Raw genomic sequence first — 21,784 nt, 5'->3', positions numbered from 1 at the left:
AGTGGTGGGGCAAAGACTTTTTGGTTACTTTTGTGTCTTTACAAAAGTGACCCGCTGTAAGAGCGGAACCCTACGAAGCCGTGACCGCAGCAACGGATATGTACTCAATCTACCTAGCTCAACCGTGGCGCCTATCCAACCACTCCAACCCCGTGCGCCACACGCAAATCCCGAGAAAATACGCCGACATCACCGACCACAACCCAAACGTCCAGGGATTCGTATTCGGATAATCCACCACCATCAAAAAGCTGCACAGCAACCAAATGGTGGTAACGGCGATATTCAGCGGCATAAACCGCTTCACCCGAAACGGATGCAAAAACTTCATCGGCGTCACGGTCAGCAGCGCCAGGCCAATCACCGTCAGCAACGTGACCCAGGCGTCCGGCTGGATGATGTACACGCACAAGGCGACCACGTTCCAGGCGGCGGGGAAGCCGACAAAGTAATTGTCCTTGCTCTTCATGTTCACATTGCAGAAACAGAACAGCGACGACACCAGAATCACCGACACCGTAAACAGGTGGGTAAACTCAGGCAGGTCGATATAGCGGTAGATAAACAGCGCCGGAATAAACACATAGGTCAGGTAATCAATCACCAAATCCAGCACCGAGCCGTCAAAGCTTGGCAATACCGTGCTGACATTCACCCGTCGCGCCAGCGAACCGTCAACGCCATCGACCACCAGCGCCAGGCCCAGCCACAACAGGCAAGCCTTGGGTGAGTTCTCCAGCAGCGCCAGGGTGGCCAGGAAAGCCAATACCACACCGGTGGCGGTAAAGCCGTGGGCGCCCCAGGCTTTGAGTCTGGCTACATGCAGGGTCGATATCACGGGCGGTTCTCCAAAAGATGAAACAGGGCAGCCGACGACGTAACGCCATCGAGTCTGGCCAGGGAATGCAGGTATCGACCGGGAAGGGGAGGATAAGGTTCACCACCCCGGCGTATCAGTTAGCGTAGCAAGCGTAGGGCGTTTCAGCATCAACCCTGACGGAACACCAGCGCTTTCAGGCCACTTTGTGGGTCGATATCCGGAAATTCAGGCGGGTTTTGCAGCCGTTCCACAAAGCGCAGGCCCGGCGCTTCGCGGGTGACGCCGTCGATCAGGAAGTCTTCGCCGAACGCCGGGTCGTTCATGCATGCCAGCACGGTGCCCTGTGGCGTGAGCAAATCCGGCAGCCGGCGCAGCACGCGCTGGTAGTCCTTGGTCAGCAAGAAGCTGCCTTTCTGGAAGGACGGCGGGTCGATGATCACCAGGTCGTAGGGGCCACTGTGGGTGACCTTGGCCCAGGACTTGAACAGATCGTGGCCCAGGAAGCTGACGTTGCCGAGGTCATGGCCATTCAGGCGATGGTTGTCGCGGCCACGGCTGAGTGCGCCGCGGGCCATGTCGAGGTTAACCACGTGGTCGGCACCGCCTTCGATGGCAGCGACCGAGAAGCCGCAGGTATAGGCAAACAAGTTCAGTACGCGCTGGCCCTTGGCCTGTTCGCGCACCCAGTTGCGGCCATAGCGCATGTCGAGGAACAGCCCGCTGTTCTGCTTTTTACCCAGGTCGATCAGGTAACGCAGGCCACCTTCGGTGATGGTCAGCTCATCAATCGCATCGCCCACCAGCCATTCGGTGGTGCTTTGCGGCAGGTAGCGGTGTTGCAGGGCGACGGTACGCGCGCCATGTTTGGCCCAGTCGAACTCAACCAGCAGCTGTTTCAACGCGTCCAGTTGCGTAGCCTCGGGCTCCTTGAACAGCGCGACCAGCACCACACCTTGCAACCAGTCCACCGTCAATTGTTCCAGGCCCGGCCAGCAGCGGCCACGGCCGTGGAACAGGCGCCGGGTCTCGGCGGGTGGGCTGGCCAGGGCGGTGAGCAGGTGGGCGTGCAGGGTGGCGAGTGCGTCTGGGGTCATCGGTCAGCGTCGGTCATTAAGCGGGCGGCATTTTAAACACAGTTGCAGCCTTTCGGGTGGCTTGAGCACAACGTGCTGGGGAAAAGCCGATTGGCAGTGATTCATGCTCAAAATATCGACGCCGCCGCCTGATAACAGGCAAAAAATTCTCAAGCACCGACATAAACTGGAAAAAAGCCCGGAGGTGCCCATGAACGGTTTCGCGAGTGCAGTCAATCACACGGCGTTGGATCAGGTAGAGCAGGATGAGTGGCGTGACGCGCTGGCTTCGCTGGTGGCCAATGCGGGTCCCGAACGGGCGCGGCAGATCCTCGACCTGCTGGCCCGCGACGGCAGCGCCCCGGCTATCGACTGGAAACCGCGTCATGGCACACCCTATATCAACAGCATCAGTGTGCAGCAGCAGCCAGCCTTTCCCGGTGACCTGGCCACCGAAGAGCGCCTGGCTTCGTTGGTGCGCTGGAACGCCTTGGCCATGGTGGTGCGCGCCAATCAGGCGTACGGCGAACTCGGTGGCCATATCGCCAGCTACGCCAGTGCCGCCGATTTGTTCGAAGTCGGCTTCAATCATTTTTTCCGCGCCCGCAACGACGGCTTCGGCGGCGACCTGGTGTTCTATCAGCCGCATTCCGCCCCCGGCATTTATGCGCGCGCCTATCTGGAAGGCCGCCTGACTGAAAACGACCTGGCCCATTACCGCCAGGAGATCGGAGGGCCAAAAAACGGCGCACGCGGCCTCTCCAGCTACCCGCACCCGTGGTTGATGGCGGACTTCTGGCAGTTCCCCACCGGTTCCATGGGCATCGGCCCCATCAGTTCGATTTTCCAGGCGCGATTTATGCGCTACCTGCAGCATCGCGGCTTGCTGGACACCACTGGCCGCCACGTCTGGGGCGTGTTCGGCGACGGCGAAATGGACGAGCCGGAAAGCATGTCGGCCCTGACCCTGGCCGCGCGCGAAGGCCTGGACAACCTGACCTGGGTGGTCAACTGCAACCTGCAACGTCTGGATGGCCCGGTGCGTGGCAATGGGCGCATCATCGATGAACTGGAGGCGTTGTTTGCCGGTGCCGGCTGGAACGTGATCAAACTGGTCTGGGGCTCGGACTGGGACGCCTTGCTCGCCAAGGACAGTGACGGCTCGCTGGTGAAGACCCTATCGCAAACGGTCGACGGGCAATTCCAGACCTTCGCCGCCAAGGACGGCGCCTACAACCGCGAACACTTCTTCGGCCAAAGTGAATCACTCGCCAAGCTGGTTGAAGGCCTGAGCGATGAACAGATCGACCGGCTCAAGCGCGGCGGCCACGACATGGTCAAGATCCACGCCGCCTACCATGCTGCGCGCCGAGTCAAAGGCCAGCCCACGGTGATCCTGGCCCAGACCAAAAAGGGCTTCGGCATGGGCGAAGCCGGGCAGGGCAAAATGACCACGCACCAGCAGAAGAAGCTTGATCGCCAAGCGCTGATCGCCTTCCGCAATCGTTTCCAGCTGCCGTTATCCGATGAGCAGACCGAATCGCTGAGCTTCTTTAAACCGTCCGACGACAGCCTTGAACTGTGCTACCTGCATCAGCGTCGCCAGGCGTTGGGCGGGTATGTGCCGAGCCGCAGCCAGCTTGCCGCACCAGTCAGTGTGCCGCCGGTGACGGGTTACGCCGGTTTCGCCACGTTGGCGGCAGGCAAGGAAATGTCCACCACCATGGCCTTCGTGCGCATGCTCACCAACCTGCTTAAGGACAAAGCTCTGGGCCCGCGCATCGTGCCTATCGTGGCGGATGAGGCGCGCACCTTCGGCATGGCCAACCTGTTCAAGCAGGTGGGCATCTATTCCAGCGTCGGCCAGCGTTACGAGCCGGAAGACATCGGCTCGATCCTCAGCTACCGCGAAGCCACCGACGGGCAGATTCTCGAAGAGGGCATCAGCGAAGCCAGCGCTATCAGTTCCTGGGTGGCGGCCGCCACCAGCTATTCGGTGCATGGCCTGCGCATGTTGCCGTTCTACATCTACTACTCGATGTTCGGCTTCCAGCGCGTCGGCGACCTGATCTGGGCCGCCGCCGACCAACGCGCCCGTGGCTTCCTGCTCGGCGCCACGGCCGGGCGCACCACCCTGGGCGGCGAAGGGTTGCAGCACCAGGACGGCAGCAGCCACCTCACTGCCGCCACCGTGCCCAATTGCCGGGCGTACGACCCGGCGTTTGCCGGCGAGTTCGCGGTGATCCTCGACCATGGCATGCGCCAGATGCTCGAACACGATGTGGACGAGTTCTACTACGTGACCCTGATGAACGAAAACTACCCGCAGCCGAGCCTGCCGCTGGGTGTGGAAGCCGCGATCATCAAGGGCATGTACCGCTTGCAGGGTGCGGCTGACGCCCAGGTGCGCCTGCTGGGTTCGGGCACGCTGGTGCGTGAGGTTCAGGCTGCCGCGCAGTTACTGGCTGAGGATTGGCAAGTGGCGAGTGAGGTGTTCAGTGTTACCAGTTACAGTGAGCTTGCGCGGGATGCGCGGGAAGTGGAGCGGTGGAACCGCTTGCATCCACAGGACATCAAGCGCGTCAGCCATGTAAATGACTGCTTGCCCAAAGGCGCGCCGGTGATTGCCGTGTCCGACTATGTGCGGGCAGTGCCGCAGATGATCGCCTCGTACCTGGATTCCAGCTACACCGTGCTCGGCACCGACGGCTTCGGCCGCAGCGACACGCGGGCGGCGCTGCGTGATTTTTTTGAAGTGGATCGCCACCACATGGTGCTGGCGGCGCTGACGGCGTTGGTGGAGCAGGGAAGTCTGGAGGCGCGGGTTTGTCAGGAAGCGATTGAGCGGTATGGCTTGCAGACGGAGCGGGAAGCTTCCTGGATCTCCTGACTGACGCACATCCAAATGTGGGAGCGGGCTTGCTCGCGAATGCGGTGAGTCAGTCAACAGATTTATTAACTGACAGACTGCATTCGCGAGCGAGCCCGCTCCCACATTTCTGTTTTGTGGTGGGTGTTAGAAAGTGGCAATCAGGGCTGGCCCAAACGCCTCCTTCAGAAACCCCGGCGCGATGTAGCGCTCGTAATGCGCCTCAGAAAGCAGAAAAAACTCCCGATCAATCGCATCACGCAAGTCCGCAAGGCTGCGCTCACGAAACTCCGGCAACAACGCCAACCCATACGCATCCAGCTTGGAAATCACCCGCGCACCCCGCGCAATCAACTGGTACGCCCAGCAATACGGCGACTGGTGCGGCATAAAGCGAATCTTGCGGTCTTCCAACTGCTGGCGCAGACGCTGCGGGTCGAGCACTTCCAACTTGCTGGCCATCACCTGCACCAGCAATTGCTCCAGGCGCAGCCACACGGCCTGCTTTTCGTCGGCGTTGTAGCCATTCCACTGGATCACTTCATGGTGATAACGCTTACAGCCCCGGCACACCAGGTCCCCGTAAACGGTGGAGCACAGGCCGACACAGGGCGTCTTGATGGTTTGATTGGGCATAAATAGATGTACGCAAGTCTAAAGAACACAGAGATCCCATGTGGGAGCGGGCTTGCCCGCGAATACGGAGTGCCAGTTAACAAACCTGTCACTGACCCACTGCCTTCGCGAGCAAGCCCGCCCCCACATTTTTAGATCTGTGTGGTTGATTAGTCCCAGCTCAGCGCGCCGCCGGTCTGGTACTCGATCACGCGGGTTTCGAAGAAGTTCTTCTCTTTCTTCAAGTCCATGATCTCGCTCATCCACGGGAACGGGTTAGTCGTCCCTGGATACTCTTCCTTCAGCCCAATCTGCGACAAACGACGGTTAGCGATGAACTTGAGGTAATCCTCCATCATCGCCGCGTTCATGCCCAGTACGCCGCGAGGCATGGTGTCACGTGCGTACTCGATCTCCAGCTGCGTCCCTTGCAGGATCATCTGGGTCGCTTCTTCCTTCATCTCGGCATCCCACAAATGCGGGTTTTCGATTTTGATCTGGTTGATCACATCGATACCGAAGTTCAGGTGCATCGACTCATCACGCAGGATGTACTGGAACTGTTCGGCCACGCCGGTCATTTTGTTGCGGCGGCCCATGGACAAAATCTGGGTGAAGCCGCAGTAGAAGAAGATGCCTTCCAGCACGCAGTAGTAGGCGACCAGGTTGCGCAGCAGTTCTTTGTCGGTTTCGACGGTGCCGGTTTCGAACTTCGGATCGGAGATCGAACGGGTGTACTTCAGGCCCCAGGCTGCCTTTTTGGCGACCGATGGGATCTCGTGGTACATGTTGAAGATCTCGCCTTCATCCATGGCCAACGATTCGATGCAGTACTGGTAGGCGTGGGTGTGGATCGCTTCTTCGAAGGCCTGGCGCAGGATGTACTGGCGGCACTCCGGGTTGGTGATCAGGCGGTACACGGCCAGCACAAGGTTGTTGGCAACCAGGGAGTCGGCGGTGGAGAAGAAGCCGAGGTTGCGCATGACGATGCGGCGCTCGTCGTCGGTCAGGCCTTCGGGGGTTTTCCACAGGGCGATGTCGGCGGTCATGTTGACCTCTTGCGGCATCCAGTGGTTGGCGCAGCCGTCGAGGTACTTCTGCCAGGCCCAGTCGTACTTGAACGGCACGAGTTGGTTGAGGTCGGCGCGGCAGTTGATCATGCGCTTTTCGTCAACGGCGACGCGGGCGGCGGAGCCTTCAAGCTCGGCGAGGCCTTCGGCGACGTCGAGTTTGTCCAGGGCGGCCTTGGCGCGGATGATCGCGGCGGAGTCGTTGGCAGTCACGTTGCGCGCTTCCAGCGCGGCAGCAGCGCCGGCACCGTCGAGACGGTCCATGTTGGCTTCGCTTGCATGCCCGGCGTTGGCGCCCTTGATCACCGCTGCACCGGTGTCTTCGTTGTCGACTTCATCCCAACTCAGCATTGAAATACTCCTTCCTGGTCTGTTCTGACGGTGTGTGAACCCGTCCAAAAATATGCGGTTTGCAGGCTACTAGGCATTGAAATACTGCGCGTAGTGTGGTCGGTAAATACCGATACTGCACACTATGTAGTGGTCTGTTCTGTTTGTGGGCACACTATATGGTGTGTAACAAAGTAGGTCAACGGCACAAGAGGGCATCAGTCGTCGCAGGGGCCATGAGCAAAACTCACACCCCTATGACTTTTAATGGTTACGGCCGCTTCCAGGTCCAGTGCTAAAAATTCGCCAACAAGCTCCCCCATAACAACAAAGAGCGTTTGCGAAATGAAAGCACTTGATCTGTACATCGGCGAAGGCTTCGAAGGCCCAGGCGTCAATGCTGCCCATATCAACATCCTCATCGGCCCACGCAACGGGCCGGCGGGTCAGGCCTTTGCCAATAGCCTCGCATCGCCAAGCCAGGGCCATTGCCCGTTCATGGTGATTGCCCAGCCGAACATTCCGGTCAAACCCATGACCCTCTACGTCAACAAGGCCGCCATCGGCAGTGACCTGCATGGCAATGCCACCTGGGGCGCGTCCCAGGCCGGGATCGCCAAGGCCGTACTGGAAGCCTTGCTCGACGGCACCTTGCCGCCGGAAGCGGAAGACGAGTGGTCCATTGTCACCGCCAATTGGGTCAACCCGGCCTGCGATGACTTGGACGCCGTCTACCTGAATAACTACAACGCCTGCTGCACCGCGATCCGCGCCGCCCTCAATGGCACGCCGTACACCGCGCAACTGGCCGATGTGGTCAACCACATCAGTAATCCTTTCTACACGCCAAAGGCCTGAGGAGACTGCCATGCACTACATCCGTTTGGGCAACTCCGGCCTGCAAGTCTCACGCCTGTGCCTGGGCACCATGAACATGGGCACCCCGGACTGGAAACCGTGGATCTTCGACGAGAAGCAAAGCGAGCCCATCGTCGCCCATGCGCTGGACAACGGCGTCAACTTCATCGACCTGGCCGACTTTTATTCGGCGGGTGTCGGCGAAGAAGTGGTGGGGCGCATCCTCAAGCGCGTCGCGCGGCGTGAAGACATCGTGGTCACCACCAAAGTCGGCTACGGCACCCGCAGCGGCATCAACGTCAGTGGCCATTCGCGCAAGCACATCATGGACAGCATCGACGCCTCGCTGAGCCGTCTGGGCATGGATTACGTTGATGTGTTCATGTTGCATTATTTCGACGTGAACACCCCGGTCGAAGAGACCATGGCGGCGATGAACGACATCGTGCGCTCCGGCAAGGCGCGCTACATCGGCGTGTCGACCATGCTCACCGGCCAGTTGGCCAAGATTCTCATGGCGTGTGAGCGCAATGGCTGGGTCAAGCCGATCAATATGCAGCTGCAACTCAACTGTGCCTACCGTGAGGAAGAGCGCGAGATGATCCCGTTCTGCCGTGACCAAGGCCTCGGCGTTTCGGTGTTCAGCCCGCTGGCGCGCGGTTTGCTCACCGGTGAAGTGCAATCGACCCGCAATCAGACCGACTTCTTCACCCAGCAGATGTACAGCGACCAGGCCTCGTTCGACATCGCCCATTCGGTACAGCGCGTGGCGCGCGCCCGTGGCGTGTCGAATGCGCAGATCGCCCAAGCCTGGGTCGCCAACCATCCTGGCGTCGACGTGATGCTGGTGGGCGCCGACACCACCGCACAATTTGACAGTGCGCTGGCGGCCCTCGACACCCAACTGGATGTCGAAGAACTGCACGAGCTGGAACGTAATTACACGCCCTGCGATGTGATCAACGACTACACCGCCGGCAAGCGCATCCTGCGCGAGGCCCGCCCAGGCCTGGACCGTTTCAACCTGATTGAGGCCGTGGCATGAACCCGCTGATTCGTACTGGTAACTACATCGATGGCCAATGGTCCAGCGGTGGGCCGACTTACCCGGTGCTCAACCCGGCCAATGGCGCGTTGATCGTTGATGTACAGCGTGCTGCCGCTGAGGAAACCAACCTGGCCATCGACGCCGCCAACCGCGCCTTGCCGGCCTGGCGCAAGCTCACAGCCAAGGAGCGCAGCCAGCGCCTCAAGCGCTGGAGCGAGCTGATGCTGAGTAACCAGAAGGACCTGGCGCAATTGCTCAGCCTGGAGCAAGGCAAACCCTTGGCCGAAGCCATGGGCGAAGTGGTCTACGCCGCGAGCTTCCTGGAGTGGTTCGGCGAGGAGGCCAAGCGCGCGTATGGCGACGTGATTCCGAGCCACAAGGCCGATGCACGCATCATCGTCGTCAAGGAAGCCATCGGTGTGGTCGCAGCGATCACGCCGTGGAACTTCCCCCTGGCCATGGTCACCCGCAAAGTCGGCCCGGCGCTGGCGGCAGGTTGCACGATGATTCTCAAACCGTCGGAAGAAACCCCGTTGTCCGCCTTCGCCCTGGCGGTGCTGGCCGAGCAGGCCGGCATTCCGGCTGGCGTATTCAATATCGTCTCGGGCGATGCGGTGGCTATCGGCGGCGCGCTGCAGGCCACCAGCGTGGTGCGCAAGCTGTCGTTCACAGGCTCCACCCGCACCGGCAAACTGCTGATGCGCCAGGCGGCCGACACGCTGAAAAAAGTCTCTCTGGAACTCGGCGGCAATGCACCCTTTATCGTGTTCGACGACGCCGACCTGGACGCTGCCGTCAAAGGCGCAATGGCGTCCAAATTCCGCAACACCGGGCAAACCTGTGTGTGCGTCAACCGCTTCTTTATCCAGGACGGCGTGTACGACGCGTTCACCCGCAAGTTGGCCGAAGCGGTCAGCGCCATGCGCGTCGGCAGCGCCTTGGACGGTGAAACCGAACAAGGCCCACTGATCAACGCGGCGGCGCTGGCCAAGGTTGAAGCCCACGTGGGTGATGCCTTGGAAAAGGGCGCCACACTGCTGTGTGGCGGGCGTCGTCATGCGTTGGGCGGCACCTTCTTCGAACCGACCATCCTCACCGAAGCCCATGGCGAGATGCTGATCGCCCAGGAAGAAACTTTTGGCCCGGTGGCGGCGTGCTTCCGTTTCAGCGATGAAGCCGAGGTACTGCAGCGCGCCAATGACACACCGTTCGGTTTGTCTGCGTACTTCTACAGCCGTGATATCGGCCGCGTGTGGCGCATGGCCGAAGGCCTGGAGGTGGGCATGGTTGGCATCAACGAAGGGATTATCTCCACCGAAGTCGCGCCGTTTGGCGGCATCAAGGAATCGGGCCTGGGGCGTGAAGGCTCCAAGTACGGCTTGGACGATTACTTGGAGATCAAATACCTGTTGATGGGAGGCCTCTAAACACTGTCTTCCAATCACTACAGATCCAATGTGGGAGCGGGCTTGATCTGGCCTAATGAAATTGGACACATCAATAGGGCGCTATGATGGCGCCCAAATCTAAGGTGTGCATGATGATGCGAAAGTCCTATTCCAGCGAGTTTAAGCTCAATGCAGCAAGCATGGTGCTCGATCAAGATCAGCCTGTTCCCGAGGTCTGTGCCAACCTCGATATCGGCCCTACAGCCTTGCGCCGATGGGTTGAGCAGGTCAGGAAAGAACGTACAGGCTCAACGCTAGCTGGCACAAAGGCCATTACCGCCGACCAAAAACAAATACAGGGACTCAAAGCTCTGCTCAGGCAGAAAGAAAGGGATATCGAAATCCTAAAAAAGGCCAGTGTTCTCCTGCTTTTGGACTCCAAAGATCATTCCCTCTGATCAGCGAGCTAGGCGAACAGTATGGCATTTCGGATTGCTGCCGAGTGTTTGAAGTCAACCGCAGCAGCTACTACGCCTGGCGTCAGCGCCAGGGGAAAACCAACCCGGAGCGCGAAGCGCTCAAAGTTGTGCTGATCAAGTTCCACAAAGCCTCAAAAGGTTCAGCCGGCGCCCGAACGCTCGCCAAGGATATGCAGGGTGTAGAGCATAAAGTTGGACGCTACATGGCTAGTCGTTTGATGAAGGAAGCCGGGATCTCCAGCAGCCAACGCAGACCCCATAAGTACAAATCGTCGGGCGCTGAGTCGCTGATAGCTGAGAACGTGCTGGACCGTGAGTTTTATGTGGCGGATATCAACAAAGTCTGGTGCGCAGATATCACCTACATCCAGATAGGTAAACGCTGGCTCTATTTCTCCGTGGTTTTGGATCTATTTGCACGACGGGTGGTGGGATGGTCTTACTCATTGGTCGCCGATGCGACTCTAGCAAGTGTATCGCTGCGCATGGCCGTTGAGCTGAGAGGGCAACCGAAAGGCGTGCTGTTTCACTCAGACCAGGGATGCCAATACACCAGTCATAAATTCAGGGACGAACTGATGGCCCATGAGCTAAAGCAAAGCATGAGTCGAAAAGGCCAATGTTGGGATAACGCCCCGATGGAGCGCTTCTTTGGCAGTTTGAAATCCGAATGGGTCCCTGAAGACGGTTACGATTCAGAGTTCGAGGCCCGTGTTGATATCAACCGATATGTGGCGCGCTACAACAATGTAAGGCGCCACAGCTACAACGGATATCACTCGCCGGCAGCGGCAGAAAAGATGGCCGCTTGAGAACCGAAAAGAATGTCCAAAATTACTGGACCAGATCAGCTTGCTCGCGAAAGCGTCGGGCCAGCCCGTCAAAGCCGCGGCGTTGTTTCTACTGGCGGTGTTGCCCGGGAGTATGGCGTGGTTGATGGTGTTGACGTTCGGTGTGTTTACGTTGGTGCTGTCGGCGGTGAGCAATTTGGTCGGCGTGTTTCCGGCAGAAAGTTTCCCTACCGAAGTGCGTGCCAGCGGGATCGGTTTGGCGACGGCGGTGAGTCGCCTGGGGTCGGCGATTAGTACCTTGCTGTTGCCGGTGAGTGTGGCTGGGATTGGGTTGAGCCCGACCATGGTTATTTGGGATTGGGTACATATCCGTTGCTGCGGTAACGGCTGCTATGGGTTCCGCTCTTACAGCGGGTCACTTTTGGCAAACGCCCGGAATGCCGGCCCAGCCAAAAGTAACCAAAAGGTCTTTGCCCCACCACTCGGTGCCTCGCCTAGGCTCGGCATGCCCGCACTCCGGCCCGGTTCCGCGGGTCGCCGCGATGGGCCATCCCTGGCCCAGCGCGGCTAAACCGGCATCCTTGCCGGTTTACCCGCTCCACCGTGCCTACTTGCGGCCATCGTGGTTAACGGGGCCTGTCAGATCAAGATCAAAATCTACAGCACGGCGGCCTAGTAGCCGACCTGAGTGGTTGAAGCAAAAGCAGGGCAACAGCACAGCAAGAACAGATCAGAAGCAGAGCTGCTTTTCTGTGGGAGCTGGCTTGTCGGACCGCCGAACCGCTGCGATGCAGACACCTCGGTACATCAGGCATAACCAGTTGATGCCTTCGCAGCGGTTCGGCGGTCCGACAAGCCAGCTCCCACCTTTGACCGAGTACACACATCTACCTGATGTACTGAGTTCAAAATGTGGGAGCGGGCTTGCTCGCGAAGGCGGTGGGCCAGTAACAGATGAATTGACTGACACACCGCCTTCGCGAGCAAGCCCGCTCCCACATTTAGATCTCATTCCATCAGATGGATACTGTGTTGCCGTGCTTTTGCCCTGCTGTTGCTTCTACCACTCAGGTCGGCTACTAGGCCGCCGTGCTGTAGATCTTGATCTTGATTTTGATCTTAGGCGCCCCGTCAACCACGCTGGCCGAACGCAGGCTTTGGAGCGGGGGTAAACCGGCAGGACGCCGGTTTAGCCGCGCTGGGCCAAGGATGGCCCATCGCGGCGGCCCCCGCTCCAAAGCCTGCGTGCGGGCACACCGAGCCTAAGCGAGGTGCCGAGTGGTGGGGCAAGAGCCCTTTTGGTTACTTTTGGGGCTCTTTTCCAAAAGTGACCCGCCGTAAGGGCGGAACCCATATCCGCCATCACCCAAACAATGGATATACACCCCATCCCACCCACATTCCCATCATCAAGGATTGCTAACCTGGCCAAGCCATTGCGTAAACAGCCGAACCTTGGATAACCCCTGTTTGTCCGTCGCCACATCCAGCCAATAGCCATACGGGCCGATCACTTCCACGGGCGTGATCGGCAACAGGCTGCCATCGACCAATTCGCGCTCGATCATCTGCCGGTCAATCACGGCAAGCCCGCCGCCTGCCAGGGCCGTGTGAATCACCTGGTCCAGGGTGCTGAATTCCAGGCCCTGGCCCGCATCGATGTCGTTCCGGCCCATGGCCGCCAGCCAATTCTCCCAGACTCTCAAACGCTTGCCGTCGTGCAGGATATGCAGCAGTGGAAAACGCCGCAGGTCAGGCGGTTGGCCGTCGCTGAACAACTCCGGGCTGGCCACGGCGATGTGACGCTCCATCACCAGCAATTCACTGCTGCAATGCGCCGCCGGCTCCAGGCCGAACCGAATCCGGCAGTCGATTTCCGTGAGGCTGTCGTGGCTGTTCTGATGGGTCACGCTAAGGTTGATATCCGGGTAGCACTCGCAGAACCGTCGCAGGTGTGCCGACAGCCAGCGTGTGGCCCAGGTCGGCGGCGCGACGATGCGCAGGCGCTGGCGCAGGTTGGGCACACGTACCGCTTGCAGGGCGCGTTCGATATGGTCGAAGGCATCGCTCAAGTGCGGCGAGAGGGCGAAGCCCGCCTCGGTCAATGACAGGCCTTGGGGCGTGCGGATGAAGAGGGCGACGCCGAGGTAGTCTTCCAGCTGTTTGATCTGGCGGCTGACGGCGCCTTGGGTCACATTAAGGCCCACGGCGGCCTGGCTGAAGCTGCGGTGGCGAGCGACTTCTTCGAAGATGCGCAGCATATTTAGAGCAGGCAGTTGGCGCATGAAAGAACTTCCACACTTATTATTTTTGCAGTGCCCGTAGTGGCCTCTTCGCGAGCAAGCCCGCTCCCACAGGAGGAATGCATTCCAAAGGTGGGAGCGGGCTTGCCCGCGATGGCGTCAGTGGCCTATTAGAAGTAGTAACCAATGTTCATGTACAGCTGATTCTCCCACTGATTACTCCCACCTGCGCCCAAACTCTCGGTGTAGCTGCTGCCCCCAATATACGGATCGTTCTTGCCGATCAACCACTCCGTCGCCACCCACAACTTGCTCACCGAAAACGACGTGCCGAGGATCACCCGCTGCGACGTCTTGAACTGGCTCTCGGATTTATCAAACGCGCTGTAGTTGGCATACAGCTTCACGCCGCTGACCTGGTCAAACAGGTATTTGCCGCCCACGTCGTAGCTCAAATCCGCCACGTACAAATTGCCCCGGCTGGCCACGTTGAACGTGCCGTCATAGCCGCCCAGCGTCACCACGCTGTCGGTGCCTGGGTTACGCGGCGACATTTGCTGGCGCGCCGCCTGCAATTGCACGCCCCATGGCCCGTTCTTGCCCAGGTAGTGGATCGCCACGGCGTTGCGCCGGCCGTCGTCGTTGGTGTCTTTGTTCTCAAGCGTTGAGGTCAAGCCGGAAAGCCCCACTTCCGACTTCCAGTTGCCCAAGTCCATGGCCTTGGCCACGCGCACCACCACGGTGTTGCGTTCCTGGTTGTTGCTGCCATCGCCCACGTAGCTGTCGGCTTCGGAGATCACGCTGGAGTAGGTCACACCTTTGCTGGTGCCTTTGCCTTGCCACGCCGGGCGCAGGTAGTAGCCGGCCTGGATGTTCCAGTCGCCGCTTTGCTGGATGTACTTGGCGCCGACCTGTTGTACGTCTTCCAGGCCGATCACGTTGCCCAGGGTTTCATAGAAGGTGCTGCCGAAGTACGGCTGCAAGCCGAACGGCACGGTGTTCAGGCCCACCTGCACTTGCTGGTCCGGGTTGAACTTGTAGCCCACCCACGCAAACTTGGCGAACTGGATATCGCCGTAATTCTTGGTGTACTGATACGGGTAGGAGCGCCCGTAGAAGCGGTACTGCGCCTCACCGATCCAGGTGTCGGAGTTGTATTTGGCGCTGAGGAACGCGGTGTCGAGGCCGAACTTCTGGATGTCGCGGTCCGGGTCATAGTCCCAGCGCGCACGCACGGCGCCGCCGAGGTCGAGGTTGTCGGTGACCTGGTAGGCCATGACCGGTGCCGCCAGGGCGCCGAGCACAGGAACCAGGGCGATGTAACGTAGGATTGGTCGCATGGTTTTGCTCTCATTATTGGTTATTTTTTGGCAACAGCAGCCCGTTGCCGCAGCGAACACTGCGACGCGGGGAAAGGCTTGGAACTCAGTGCGCGGCGGGGCGGATCAACCTTAGTGGCGGCCCGGCAGCCGGTAATTGCGTGGCGCCCGGCGCGGCGGCGAGCAGCGCCTGGGTGTAGCTGTGCTGAGGGCGCAACAGCACCTGTTCGGCGCTGCCGTACTCGACGACTTCACCCTGGCGCATCACCGCGATGTGGTCGCTGATCTGCGCCGCCACGCGCAGGTCGTGGGTAATAAACAGGATGCTCAGGTTCAACTGCTTTTGCAGGTCGGCGAGCAACTCCAGTACCTGTTTTTGCACCGACACATCCAGCGCCGAGACGCTTTCATCAGCGATCAGCACTTCCGGGCGCATGGCCAGGGCGCGGGCAATGCCGATGCGTTGGCGCTGGCCACCGGAAAACTGCCGGGGCTTGCGCTTGAGGGCGTCGCGCTTAAGGCCCACTTGTTCGAGCAAATCACCGGCTTCGGCCCAGGCATCCTTGGCCGATAGCCCACGCAATTGCGCGGCGCGGGCAATGATGTCGCCGACCCGGTGGCGTGGGTTGAGCGAGCCGTAAGGGTCCTGGAAGATCATCTGGATACGTCGCCGATTGGCCGCCAGGGCCGAGCCACGCAAGGCCAGAAAGTCGGTATCGCCGACCCACACATGGCCGCTGTCACTGTCCACCAGGCGGATCGCGGCTTTGACCAAGGTGCTTTTGCCCGAGCCGGACTCGCCGACAATCGCCAGTGTCTTGCCGCGTGGCAGGTTCAGCGACACGTTGCGCAGCGCCGCGACCGAGCTGCCGCCGACGTTGTAGGTCTTGGTCAGGTTTTCGATGCGCAGGGCCAACTCACCGTCGGCACTCGGCGTGTGCAGTTCCGGGTGCAGCGCTGGCACTGCCGCGATCAGTTTGCGGGTGTAGGCATGCGTGGGGGCGTTCAGCACTTGGTCGCGCTCGCCGATTTCCACCAGACGGCCACCTTCCATCACCGCAATGCGGTCGGCAATCTGCGCCACCACACCGAAGTCGTGGGTGATAAACAGTATGCCGTGCTGGCCACGCCCGCGCAGGTCGCGCACCAGCTTCAGCACTTGGGCTTGGGTGGTCACGTCCAGCGCCGTGGTTGGTTCGTCGGCGATCAACAAGTCCGGGTTCATCGCCAAGGCCATGGCGATGACCACGCGCTGGCACTGGCCGCCGGACAGTTGATGGGGAAAGCTGTTGGCGATGCGCGGCGGGTCTGGCAACTGGGTGGACTCGAGCAGCGCGAGCATGCGTTCGCGGCGTTCACGCTGGGGCATGTGCGGGGCGTGGATGTCGAAGATTTCTTCGACTTGCTTGCCGATCCGAATCGCCGGGTTCAACGCCGCCATGGGCTCCTGGAAAATCATCGCAATGCGGTTACCGCGCAATTGCCGCAGGCGCGCTTCATTCAACGTGCAGATATCGTCACCGAGAAAGTCGATCACCCCACCGGCATGCCGCAGGCCTTTGGCGTAATCGCCCATGATCGCCGCCGACAGCACCGATTTGCCCGAGCCGGACTCGCCGATCACGCAGAGGATTTCGCCCTTGCGCACCTCCAGGCTGATGCCCTGCACGGCATGGCTGCGGTCGGCGCCGGCGGGCAGTTCGACCGACAGGTTGTGTACCCGTAATACTGGTTCAGGGTTCATGCTCAATTCCTCGCGCCGTGCTGGGCGTTTTCATCCAGGCCGTCCGCCAACAGGCTCAGGCCCAGCATCAGGGTGGAGATGGCAATGCAGGGGAAGATCACCAGGTGCGGGAAGGCGATGGCCATGGCGCGGCCGTCGTTGATCATGCCGCCCCAGTCCGGCGTGGGTGGCGGCAGGCCGAGGCCGAGAAAGCCCAGGGCACCGATCATGATCGCGGTGTAGCCGATGCGCAGGCAGAAATCGACGATCAGCGGGCCGCCGCAGTTGGGCAGGATCTCCACCAGCATGATGCGCAGTGAGCCTTCGCCCTGGGTGATCGCACTGAACACGTAATCTCGTGAGCGGATATCGATCGTCAGCGCACGCATGATGCGAAAGATTGCCGGTGCGCTGGTGAACGTCACCGCAATCAGGATATTGAGCGCCGAGGCGCCCAGGGCGATGATGATCACGATGTACAACACCAGCACCGGAAACGACAGCACGGTATCGGCCACATACGACAGCACGGCATCGACCCAGCCGTTGAAATAACCGGCGCACAAGCCCATGGCGATGCCCACGGCGAACGCGGTGAGCGTGGCCAGAATCGACCAGAACAGCACGGTGCGCGTGCCCCAGATCAGCCGCGAGAGTATGTCGCGGCCGATCATGTCGGTGCCCAGCAGGAAGCTCTGGCCGTTGTCGCCGGCGGTCATGGGCGTCAGCAATGGCGTGAAGCTTTCCAGCGGATCATGCGGTGCCAGCCACGGTGCAAACAGCGCGGTGACCACCCAGCCGCCGACCAGCAACAGGCCGAGCAACGCCAGGGGATGTTTGAAGGCTTGCAGGCGGTTCATCGGGCACCTCCACTGAGGCTGCGCAGGGTGATGCGTGGGTTGAGCCAGGTGTAGGCCAGGTCCGAGAAGATCTTGGTGATGCCCACCACCACGGCGCTGACCATGGCGCAGGCTTCGATCAGGTACACGTCATGGTTCAGTGACGCGGTGTACAGCAGCGAGCCAAAGCCCTTGTAGGCAAAGAACACCTCCACCACGATCACGTTGGACAGCAGCCACGGGATGTACAGCATGATCACCGTGATCGGCGCGATCAGCACATTGCGCAGGGCATGCCGTACGACGATGCGCGCAGTCGAAGCGCCTTTGAGCCGCGCCGTGCGGATGTACGGCGACTGCATCACCTCGACCATCGACGCCCGGGTGATCCGCGCCAGGTAGCCAATGCCAAACAGGCACAGCACCATCAACGGCAGCACCAGTTCCACGGGGCTGAAGCCGTCGCTCATGCTACTCACGCCGGGCAGCCAATTGAGCCAGAACACAAAGATCGCCGAAACGAACACCGCGCTGGCAAAGTCAGGAATCGAGGTGGTGACGATCGACAGGAACGACACCAGCCGGTCGAGTACCGAGCCCTGACGGATGCCGGCCAGAATCCCCAAGGTCAATGCCACAGGCACCATCACCAGCAAGGCCAGCCCGGCGAGGGTCAAGGTTTGTGCCAGGTTGGGGAGCAACAGCTTGATGACGGATTCGCGAAAGTACACCGAGGTGCCCCAGTCGCCGCTGACAAAGTCCTTGAGCCACAGCAGGTAGCGCCACACAAAGGGTTGGTTGTAGCCATGTTCCAGCAGCCACGCTGCTCGCTGGTCGGCGGCAGAGTAGGGGCCGAGGACATTGATGGCGACGTCCTCGATGTTCAGCTCCAGGGCCAGGAACACGATCAATGACACCGACAGCAGGGTTGCCACCAGCGCGAGTAATTTACGCAATAGAAAATGAGCCATGGGTGCATGCTCCGACTGTTCCAGGGAGGCCTGCCCGTAATCGGGCAGGGGTGTCGCGTATTAGCTCAAGCGCTGAGCCACACGTTGCCCATGGGGTAGAAGTCGGAAGGGTGCACCTGGAAGCCCTGGACCTTTTTGCTCACGGCGGTGAATTTATCACCCCAGAACGGCTGCACGATTACGCACGCGTCCTGCAGGATCTGCTCGACGTTTTGCATCGCGACGGCGCGTTGTTTGGGGTCAATGATGCCCATGGCTTTGTCCAGCGCGGCATCGAAGGCCGGGTCGCTGTAGTGGCTTTCGTTCCAGGCGCCGCCGCCGCGGTAGGCCAGCTCCAGGGACATCACGCCCAACGGGCGATGCGCCCAGTAGGTGAGGCTGAACGCGGCTTTGTCCCAGATCGGCCAGTACTGCGCGGCTGGCACCACTTTGAGGTTGATGCGAATCCCGGCTTCCAGGCAGTTCTGTTGCAGGATCTGTGCGCAGTCCTGCTCATAGCGGCCCTGGGTGTTGCCGACGATCAAATCGATGTCCAGGCCGTTGGGGAAGCCGGCGTCGGCCAGCAGTTTTTTCGCCGCCGCCACATCGCGGTTGCGCTTGGGCAGCGGGAAGTATTCGGGATGGGAGGGCGCCACATGGTGGTCTTCGCCCAGGGTGCCCATGCCGCGATAGGCGATCTTCAGCATCTGCGCGTTATCGGCGCACAGCACCACGGCCTTGCGGATGCGCAGGTCGGTGAACGGCTTTTGATCGCAAGCCATGCGCATCACCACGGTTTGCGCGGATTTGCAGGTGAGCAACTGCGCGCCGGGCAAGCGTTTGGCCAGGTCGAGTTCAGCCACGGTCACGCGGTACAGCACGTCGACTTGCCCAGCCTGCAGGGCGGCGAGGTGGGTGGACACGTCGGTGCCCATGTCAATGTAGCGCAGTTCGTCGAGGTGGGCAGGTTTGCCCCAGTAATCGGCGCGCTTGGCAAACGTCGCCTGCTTGTTCACCGCGAACGAAACCAGCTTGAACGGCCCGGTCGCCAGCGGGTTTTTCGCCCAGTCGTCACCGGCCTTGAAGCTGCGGTGCACGATGGCGCAGGTGAAGGCGTTGAGCATTTCCGGGATCGCCAGCATCGGCCGCTTGAGCTGCAGGCGGAACTGGTAGTCGCTGACTTTCTCGAAGGCCTTGATGTCCTGGAACGCGGTGCGGTTGACCGACTTGGAGTCAGCCGCGATCCAGCGTTCGATGTTGTGCTGCACATCGTCGACATTGAAGCTGTCGCCATTGCTCCACTTCACATCCTGGCGCAGGTTGAAGGTCCAGGTGGTGAGGTCGTCGGACGGGCTCCAGCTTTCGGCAAGATAAGGGTGGGTGATGTTGTCGGCGTCAACCCAGGTCAGGTACTCCAGCGAATTGCGCAGCAGGTTCGAGGCTTCGATCCAGGTGATCAGCATGGGGTCCTGGATTTCCTGGATCGCGCAGGCAAAGCGCAGGCTGCCACCTTGGCGGGCGGGTGTGCCATCGGCGGCCTGGGCGTCACTGCCCAGCAGCGCCGAGCCGAGGAAGGTGCTGGCGCTGGCAACGGTGACGCCTAGCAGCGCGGCGGTGCGCAAAAATTGGCGGCGGTTGATCTCGCCGCTTTGGGCTTGGGCACACAGGTCACTGATGGCTGGATGCGCCACGGCGCCGTCCAGGGTAGTCAACTCTTTCATAAGCCTCTCCGGTACTTGCGAATATGCGTTTTTGTTGAACCGCAAGGGTCAGTGGCAAGCGCCGCAACGGCGCAGCACGGACCGCTGTGAAGCCGGCAGAAGAACAAGGCGCAACGAAGTCAGGAGGCGGGCAATGGGACGGGACATAGGGCAGCTCTCATGTTGTTTTTATTAGAGATGCCCGCAGTTTTGTCATTTGCGCAAAGATCGACAAACGACAAATTCTGCGCAGTAACCTTCTATAAATGCATGTTACAGATCCGTTCCCAGGGCTGCCTGCCGTTGATCGTTCCCACGCTCTGCGTGGGAACGCCGCACCGGACGCTCTGCGTCCTGACTTTGCGAGGGTGACGCAGAGCGTCACGGGATACGTTCCCACGCAGAGCGTGGGAACGATCATTACCGCAGCAGGCGCGCGTCGAACGGGTAATCGGAGAGCAACTCGATGCCGTGTTCGTGGATGTAGATCTGCTCTTCAAGCTTCACGCCTTCGCCGCCGTCGTCGTGGCCGATGTAGCTTTCCACGCAGATGGTCATGCCGGCCTCGAACACGCCGTCGTAGCCCAGCGCGTCAATGTCTTCGCGGTGCACCACGTAAGGGTATTCACCGGTCATGCCAACCCCGTGCACCAGGGCGAAGTAGCGGTTGTTTTTGTAATGCTCGGGAATCTTCCAGGCCATCTCGGCGTATTCCTTGAAGCTGCGCCCGGCCTGGAGCATTTCCACATTGGTTTGCACTTGCTCGTAGGCGAGTTTGTACAGCGCTTGCTGCTTGGCGGTGGCGGCCTGGTCGCCACAGAGGAAGGTGCGCGAGAAGTCGGCGTAGTAGCCGAAGCGCCCGACCACATCGGTGTCCAGTGCCACCAGGTCGCCGGCTTCGATTGGGCGTGTGCTGCATTCCTGGAACCACGGGTTGGTGCGCGGCCCCGAGGACAGCAAGCGTGTCTCAACGTAGTCGCCGTCGGTAGCGATCACATGCTGGTGCAGGTGCGACCACAGTTGGTTTTCGGTGATGCCAGGCACGAGTTTACTTTCCATCAGGCGCACACCCGCCTCGGTGGCGCGCAGGCTGGCGCGGATCATCTTCAGTTCGTTGGGCACCTTGATGCAGCGCGCCCGCTCCAGCGGTTCCTGGGCATCGAACACTTGGTAGCCAAGCTTTTGCAGTTCAAAGGCGGCAGCCGAGGTGGCGCTCTCGATGGCGATGCGTTTGCCGCCACCGCACTTGCGCACCAACTCATCGATCTCGCCGGCCCAGTCGGCGGTGACGTTGCCGAGAAAGCTTTCACAGAAGTAGTAAGAGATGGCTTTGGCGGGGCGAACTTCGTCCACGGTATTGAGGGTTTCGGCCAGGTGCAGGCAGCCGCCGAACTCAAAGATCACCACCGGGCCTTCCGCCGGGATGAAGGCATAACGCGCCGGGTTGCGCGCCGAGTACACCTGCATGTTGCGTGAGCCGGTGGCGTAGCGCATGTGGGTCGGGTCGAACAGCACACAGGCGGCGTAGTCGCGTTTTTTCAGTTCATTGCGCACCCGTTGCAGGCGGTCCAGTTGGATTTGCTGGATCTCCTCATAGGTGGGTTCGCAGTCGGCGGGGTTGCGGTTCGGGCCGGACAGACTCATGGGGTGTTCCTCGCAGGGCAAATAC

At 60.5% G+C, this 21,784-nt stretch carries 17 protein-coding genes and 1 pseudogene; 7 read left to right on the top strand and 11 right to left on the bottom strand.

The features are described from left to right. Positions 1-118 precede the first annotated feature (118 nt). Positions 119-838: a phosphatidylcholine synthase gene (gene pcsA, locus ACA065_RS16660; RefSeq protein WP_497690627.1), complete on the bottom strand. Its 720-nt coding sequence runs from the start codon at positions 836-838 to the stop codon at positions 119-121. A gap of 149 nt (positions 839-987) precedes the next feature. Continuing rightward, positions 988-1,914: a class I SAM-dependent methyltransferase gene (locus ACA065_RS16655; protein WP_497690626.1), complete on the bottom strand. Its 927-nt coding sequence runs from the start codon at positions 1,912-1,914 to the stop codon at positions 988-990. 190 nt (positions 1,915-2,104) lie between these two features. Between ACA065_RS16655 and mdeB the strand changes: the two genes are divergently transcribed. Next, positions 2,105-4,783, top strand: a complete 2,679-nt coding sequence (gene mdeB, locus ACA065_RS16650; protein WP_497690625.1) for an alpha-ketoglutarate dehydrogenase — start codon at positions 2,105-2,107, stop codon at positions 4,781-4,783. 126 nt (positions 4,784-4,909) lie between these two features. Here mdeB and ACA065_RS16645 read toward each other — a convergent pair whose 3' ends face one another. Together ACA065_RS16645 and ACA065_RS16640 are read right to left on the bottom strand one after the other, a co-directional pair. Next, positions 4,910-5,398, bottom strand: a complete 489-nt coding sequence (locus ACA065_RS16645; RefSeq protein ID WP_497690624.1) for a DUF1289 domain-containing protein — start codon at positions 5,396-5,398, stop codon at positions 4,910-4,912. A 149-nt stretch (positions 5,399-5,547) separates the two neighbouring features. Then, positions 5,548-6,798, bottom strand: coding sequence for a ribonucleotide-diphosphate reductase subunit beta (locus ACA065_RS16640; RefSeq protein WP_395599894.1), 1,251 nt, complete (start codon positions 6,796-6,798; stop codon positions 5,548-5,550). A 324-nt stretch (positions 6,799-7,122) separates the two neighbouring features. On the opposite strand from ACA065_RS16640, the gene fae reads away from it, so the two are divergent. The 6 genes and pseudogenes from fae to ACA065_RS16610 form a co-directional block, all read left to right on the top strand. Beyond that, positions 7,123-7,635 (top strand): formaldehyde-activating enzyme, encoded by a 513-nt coding sequence (fae, locus tag ACA065_RS16635; RefSeq protein ID WP_497690623.1) that lies wholly within the window; start codon positions 7,123-7,125, stop codon positions 7,633-7,635. A 10-nt stretch (positions 7,636-7,645) separates the two neighbouring features. Then, entirely contained in the window at positions 7,646-8,680 is a 1,035-nt protein-coding gene (locus ACA065_RS16630) for an aldo/keto reductase (protein WP_497690622.1), read from the top strand. After that, positions 8,677-10,110 carry an NAD-dependent succinate-semialdehyde dehydrogenase gene (locus ACA065_RS16625; RefSeq protein ID WP_497690621.1) on the top strand — a complete coding sequence of 478 codons (1,434 nt, stop codon included), beginning with the start codon at positions 8,677-8,679 and terminating at the stop codon, positions 10,108-10,110. Before ACA065_RS16630 ends, ACA065_RS16625 begins: the two co-directional genes overlap by 4 nt. Before the next feature lie 113 nt (positions 10,111-10,223). Next, positions 10,224-10,529 carry a transposase gene (locus ACA065_RS16620; protein ID WP_497690620.1) on the top strand — a complete coding sequence of 102 codons (306 nt, stop codon included), beginning with the start codon at positions 10,224-10,226 and terminating at the stop codon, positions 10,527-10,529. Next, on the top strand, positions 10,526-11,362 hold the full coding sequence (locus tag ACA065_RS16615; RefSeq protein ID WP_497695362.1) for an IS3 family transposase: 837 nt from the start codon (positions 10,526-10,528) through the stop codon (positions 11,360-11,362). Before ACA065_RS16620 ends, ACA065_RS16615 begins: the two co-directional genes overlap by 4 nt. Positions 11,363-11,429: 67 nt before the next feature. Beyond that, a pseudogene (locus ACA065_RS16610) lies at positions 11,430-11,693 on the top strand (MFS transporter); the annotation flags it as partial. A 1,057-nt stretch (positions 11,694-12,750) separates the two neighbouring features. Here ACA065_RS16610 and ACA065_RS16605 read toward each other — a convergent pair. The 7 genes from ACA065_RS16605 to ACA065_RS16575 form a co-directional block, all read right to left on the bottom strand. Further along, the gene (locus ACA065_RS16605; protein WP_497690619.1) at positions 12,751-13,626 is read right to left on the bottom strand and encodes a LysR substrate-binding domain-containing protein; all 876 of its coding nucleotides are present in this window, start codon (positions 13,624-13,626) and stop codon (positions 12,751-12,753) included. 128 nt (positions 13,627-13,754) lie between these two features. Next, entirely contained in the window at positions 13,755-14,924 is a 1,170-nt protein-coding gene (locus tag ACA065_RS16600; protein WP_497690618.1) for a hypothetical protein, read from the bottom strand. An 85-nt stretch (positions 14,925-15,009) separates the two neighbouring features. Continuing rightward, positions 15,010-16,647, bottom strand: coding sequence for a dipeptide ABC transporter ATP-binding protein (locus ACA065_RS16595; protein WP_497690617.1), 1,638 nt, complete (start codon positions 16,645-16,647; stop codon positions 15,010-15,012). A gap of 2 nt (positions 16,648-16,649) precedes the next feature. Further along, a complete protein-coding gene (locus ACA065_RS16590; RefSeq protein ID WP_497690616.1) occupies positions 16,650-17,486 on the bottom strand; it encodes an ABC transporter permease in 837 nt (278 codons plus the stop codon). Next, complete coding sequence (locus ACA065_RS16585; RefSeq protein WP_497690615.1) at positions 17,483-18,436, bottom strand: ABC transporter permease; 954 nt, start codon at positions 18,434-18,436, stop codon at positions 17,483-17,485. The genes ACA065_RS16590 and ACA065_RS16585 overlap by 4 nt, the downstream gene beginning before the upstream one ends. Positions 18,437-18,501: 65 nt before the next feature. After that, entirely contained in the window at positions 18,502-20,136 is a 1,635-nt protein-coding gene (locus ACA065_RS16580) for an ABC transporter substrate-binding protein (protein WP_497690614.1), read from the bottom strand. A gap of 399 nt (positions 20,137-20,535) precedes the next feature. After that, the gene (locus ACA065_RS16575; protein WP_497690613.1) at positions 20,536-21,759 is read right to left on the bottom strand and encodes a M24 family metallopeptidase; all 1,224 of its coding nucleotides are present in this window, start codon (positions 21,757-21,759) and stop codon (positions 20,536-20,538) included. Positions 21,760-21,784 lie beyond the last annotated feature (25 nt).

The sequence above is a fragment of the Pseudomonas sp. LBUM1640 genome, assembly GCF_059716225.1.
The sequence above is the reverse complement of the archived record's forward strand: the minus strand, read 5'-3'. Positions and strand labels throughout refer to the sequence as shown.

Bases quoted from the DNA above. Each gene is read 5' to 3' on its own strand.
- ACA065_RS16655 (WP_497690626.1), bottom strand. From the start codon at position 1,914: ATGACCCCAGACGCACTCGCCACCCTGCACGCCCACCTGCTCACCGCC.
- mdeB (WP_497690625.1), top strand. From the start codon at position 2,105: ATGAACGGTTTCGCGAGTGCAGTCAATCACACGGCGTTGGATCAGGTA.
- ACA065_RS16645 (WP_497690624.1), bottom strand. From the start codon at position 5,398: ATGCCCAATCAAACCATCAAGACGCCCTGTGTCGGCCTGTGCTCCACC.
- ACA065_RS16640 (WP_395599894.1), bottom strand. From the start codon at position 6,798: ATGCTGAGTTGGGATGAAGTCGACAACGAAGACACCGGTGCAGCGGTG.
- fae (WP_497690623.1), top strand. From the start codon at position 7,123: ATGAAAGCACTTGATCTGTACATCGGCGAAGGCTTCGAAGGCCCAGGC.
- ACA065_RS16630 (WP_497690622.1), top strand. From the start codon at position 7,646: ATGCACTACATCCGTTTGGGCAACTCCGGCCTGCAAGTCTCACGCCTG.
- ACA065_RS16625 (WP_497690621.1), top strand. From the start codon at position 8,677: ATGAACCCGCTGATTCGTACTGGTAACTACATCGATGGCCAATGGTCC.
- ACA065_RS16620 (WP_497690620.1), top strand. From the start codon at position 10,224: ATGATGCGAAAGTCCTATTCCAGCGAGTTTAAGCTCAATGCAGCAAGC.
- ACA065_RS16605 (WP_497690619.1), bottom strand. From the start codon at position 13,626: ATGCGCCAACTGCCTGCTCTAAATATGCTGCGCATCTTCGAAGAAGTC.
- ACA065_RS16600 (WP_497690618.1), bottom strand. From the start codon at position 14,924: ATGCGACCAATCCTACGTTACATCGCCCTGGTTCCTGTGCTCGGCGCC.
- ACA065_RS16595 (WP_497690617.1), bottom strand. From the start codon at position 16,647: ATGAACCCTGAACCAGTATTACGGGTACACAACCTGTCGGTCGAACTG.
- ACA065_RS16590 (WP_497690616.1), bottom strand. From the start codon at position 17,486: ATGAACCGCCTGCAAGCCTTCAAACATCCCCTGGCGTTGCTCGGCCTG.
- ACA065_RS16585 (WP_497690615.1), bottom strand. From the start codon at position 18,436: ATGGCTCATTTTCTATTGCGTAAATTACTCGCGCTGGTGGCAACCCTG.
- ACA065_RS16580 (WP_497690614.1), bottom strand. From the start codon at position 20,136: ATGAAAGAGTTGACTACCCTGGACGGCGCCGTGGCGCATCCAGCCATC.
- ACA065_RS16575 (WP_497690613.1), bottom strand. From the start codon at position 21,759: ATGAGTCTGTCCGGCCCGAACCGCAACCCCGCCGACTGCGAACCCACC.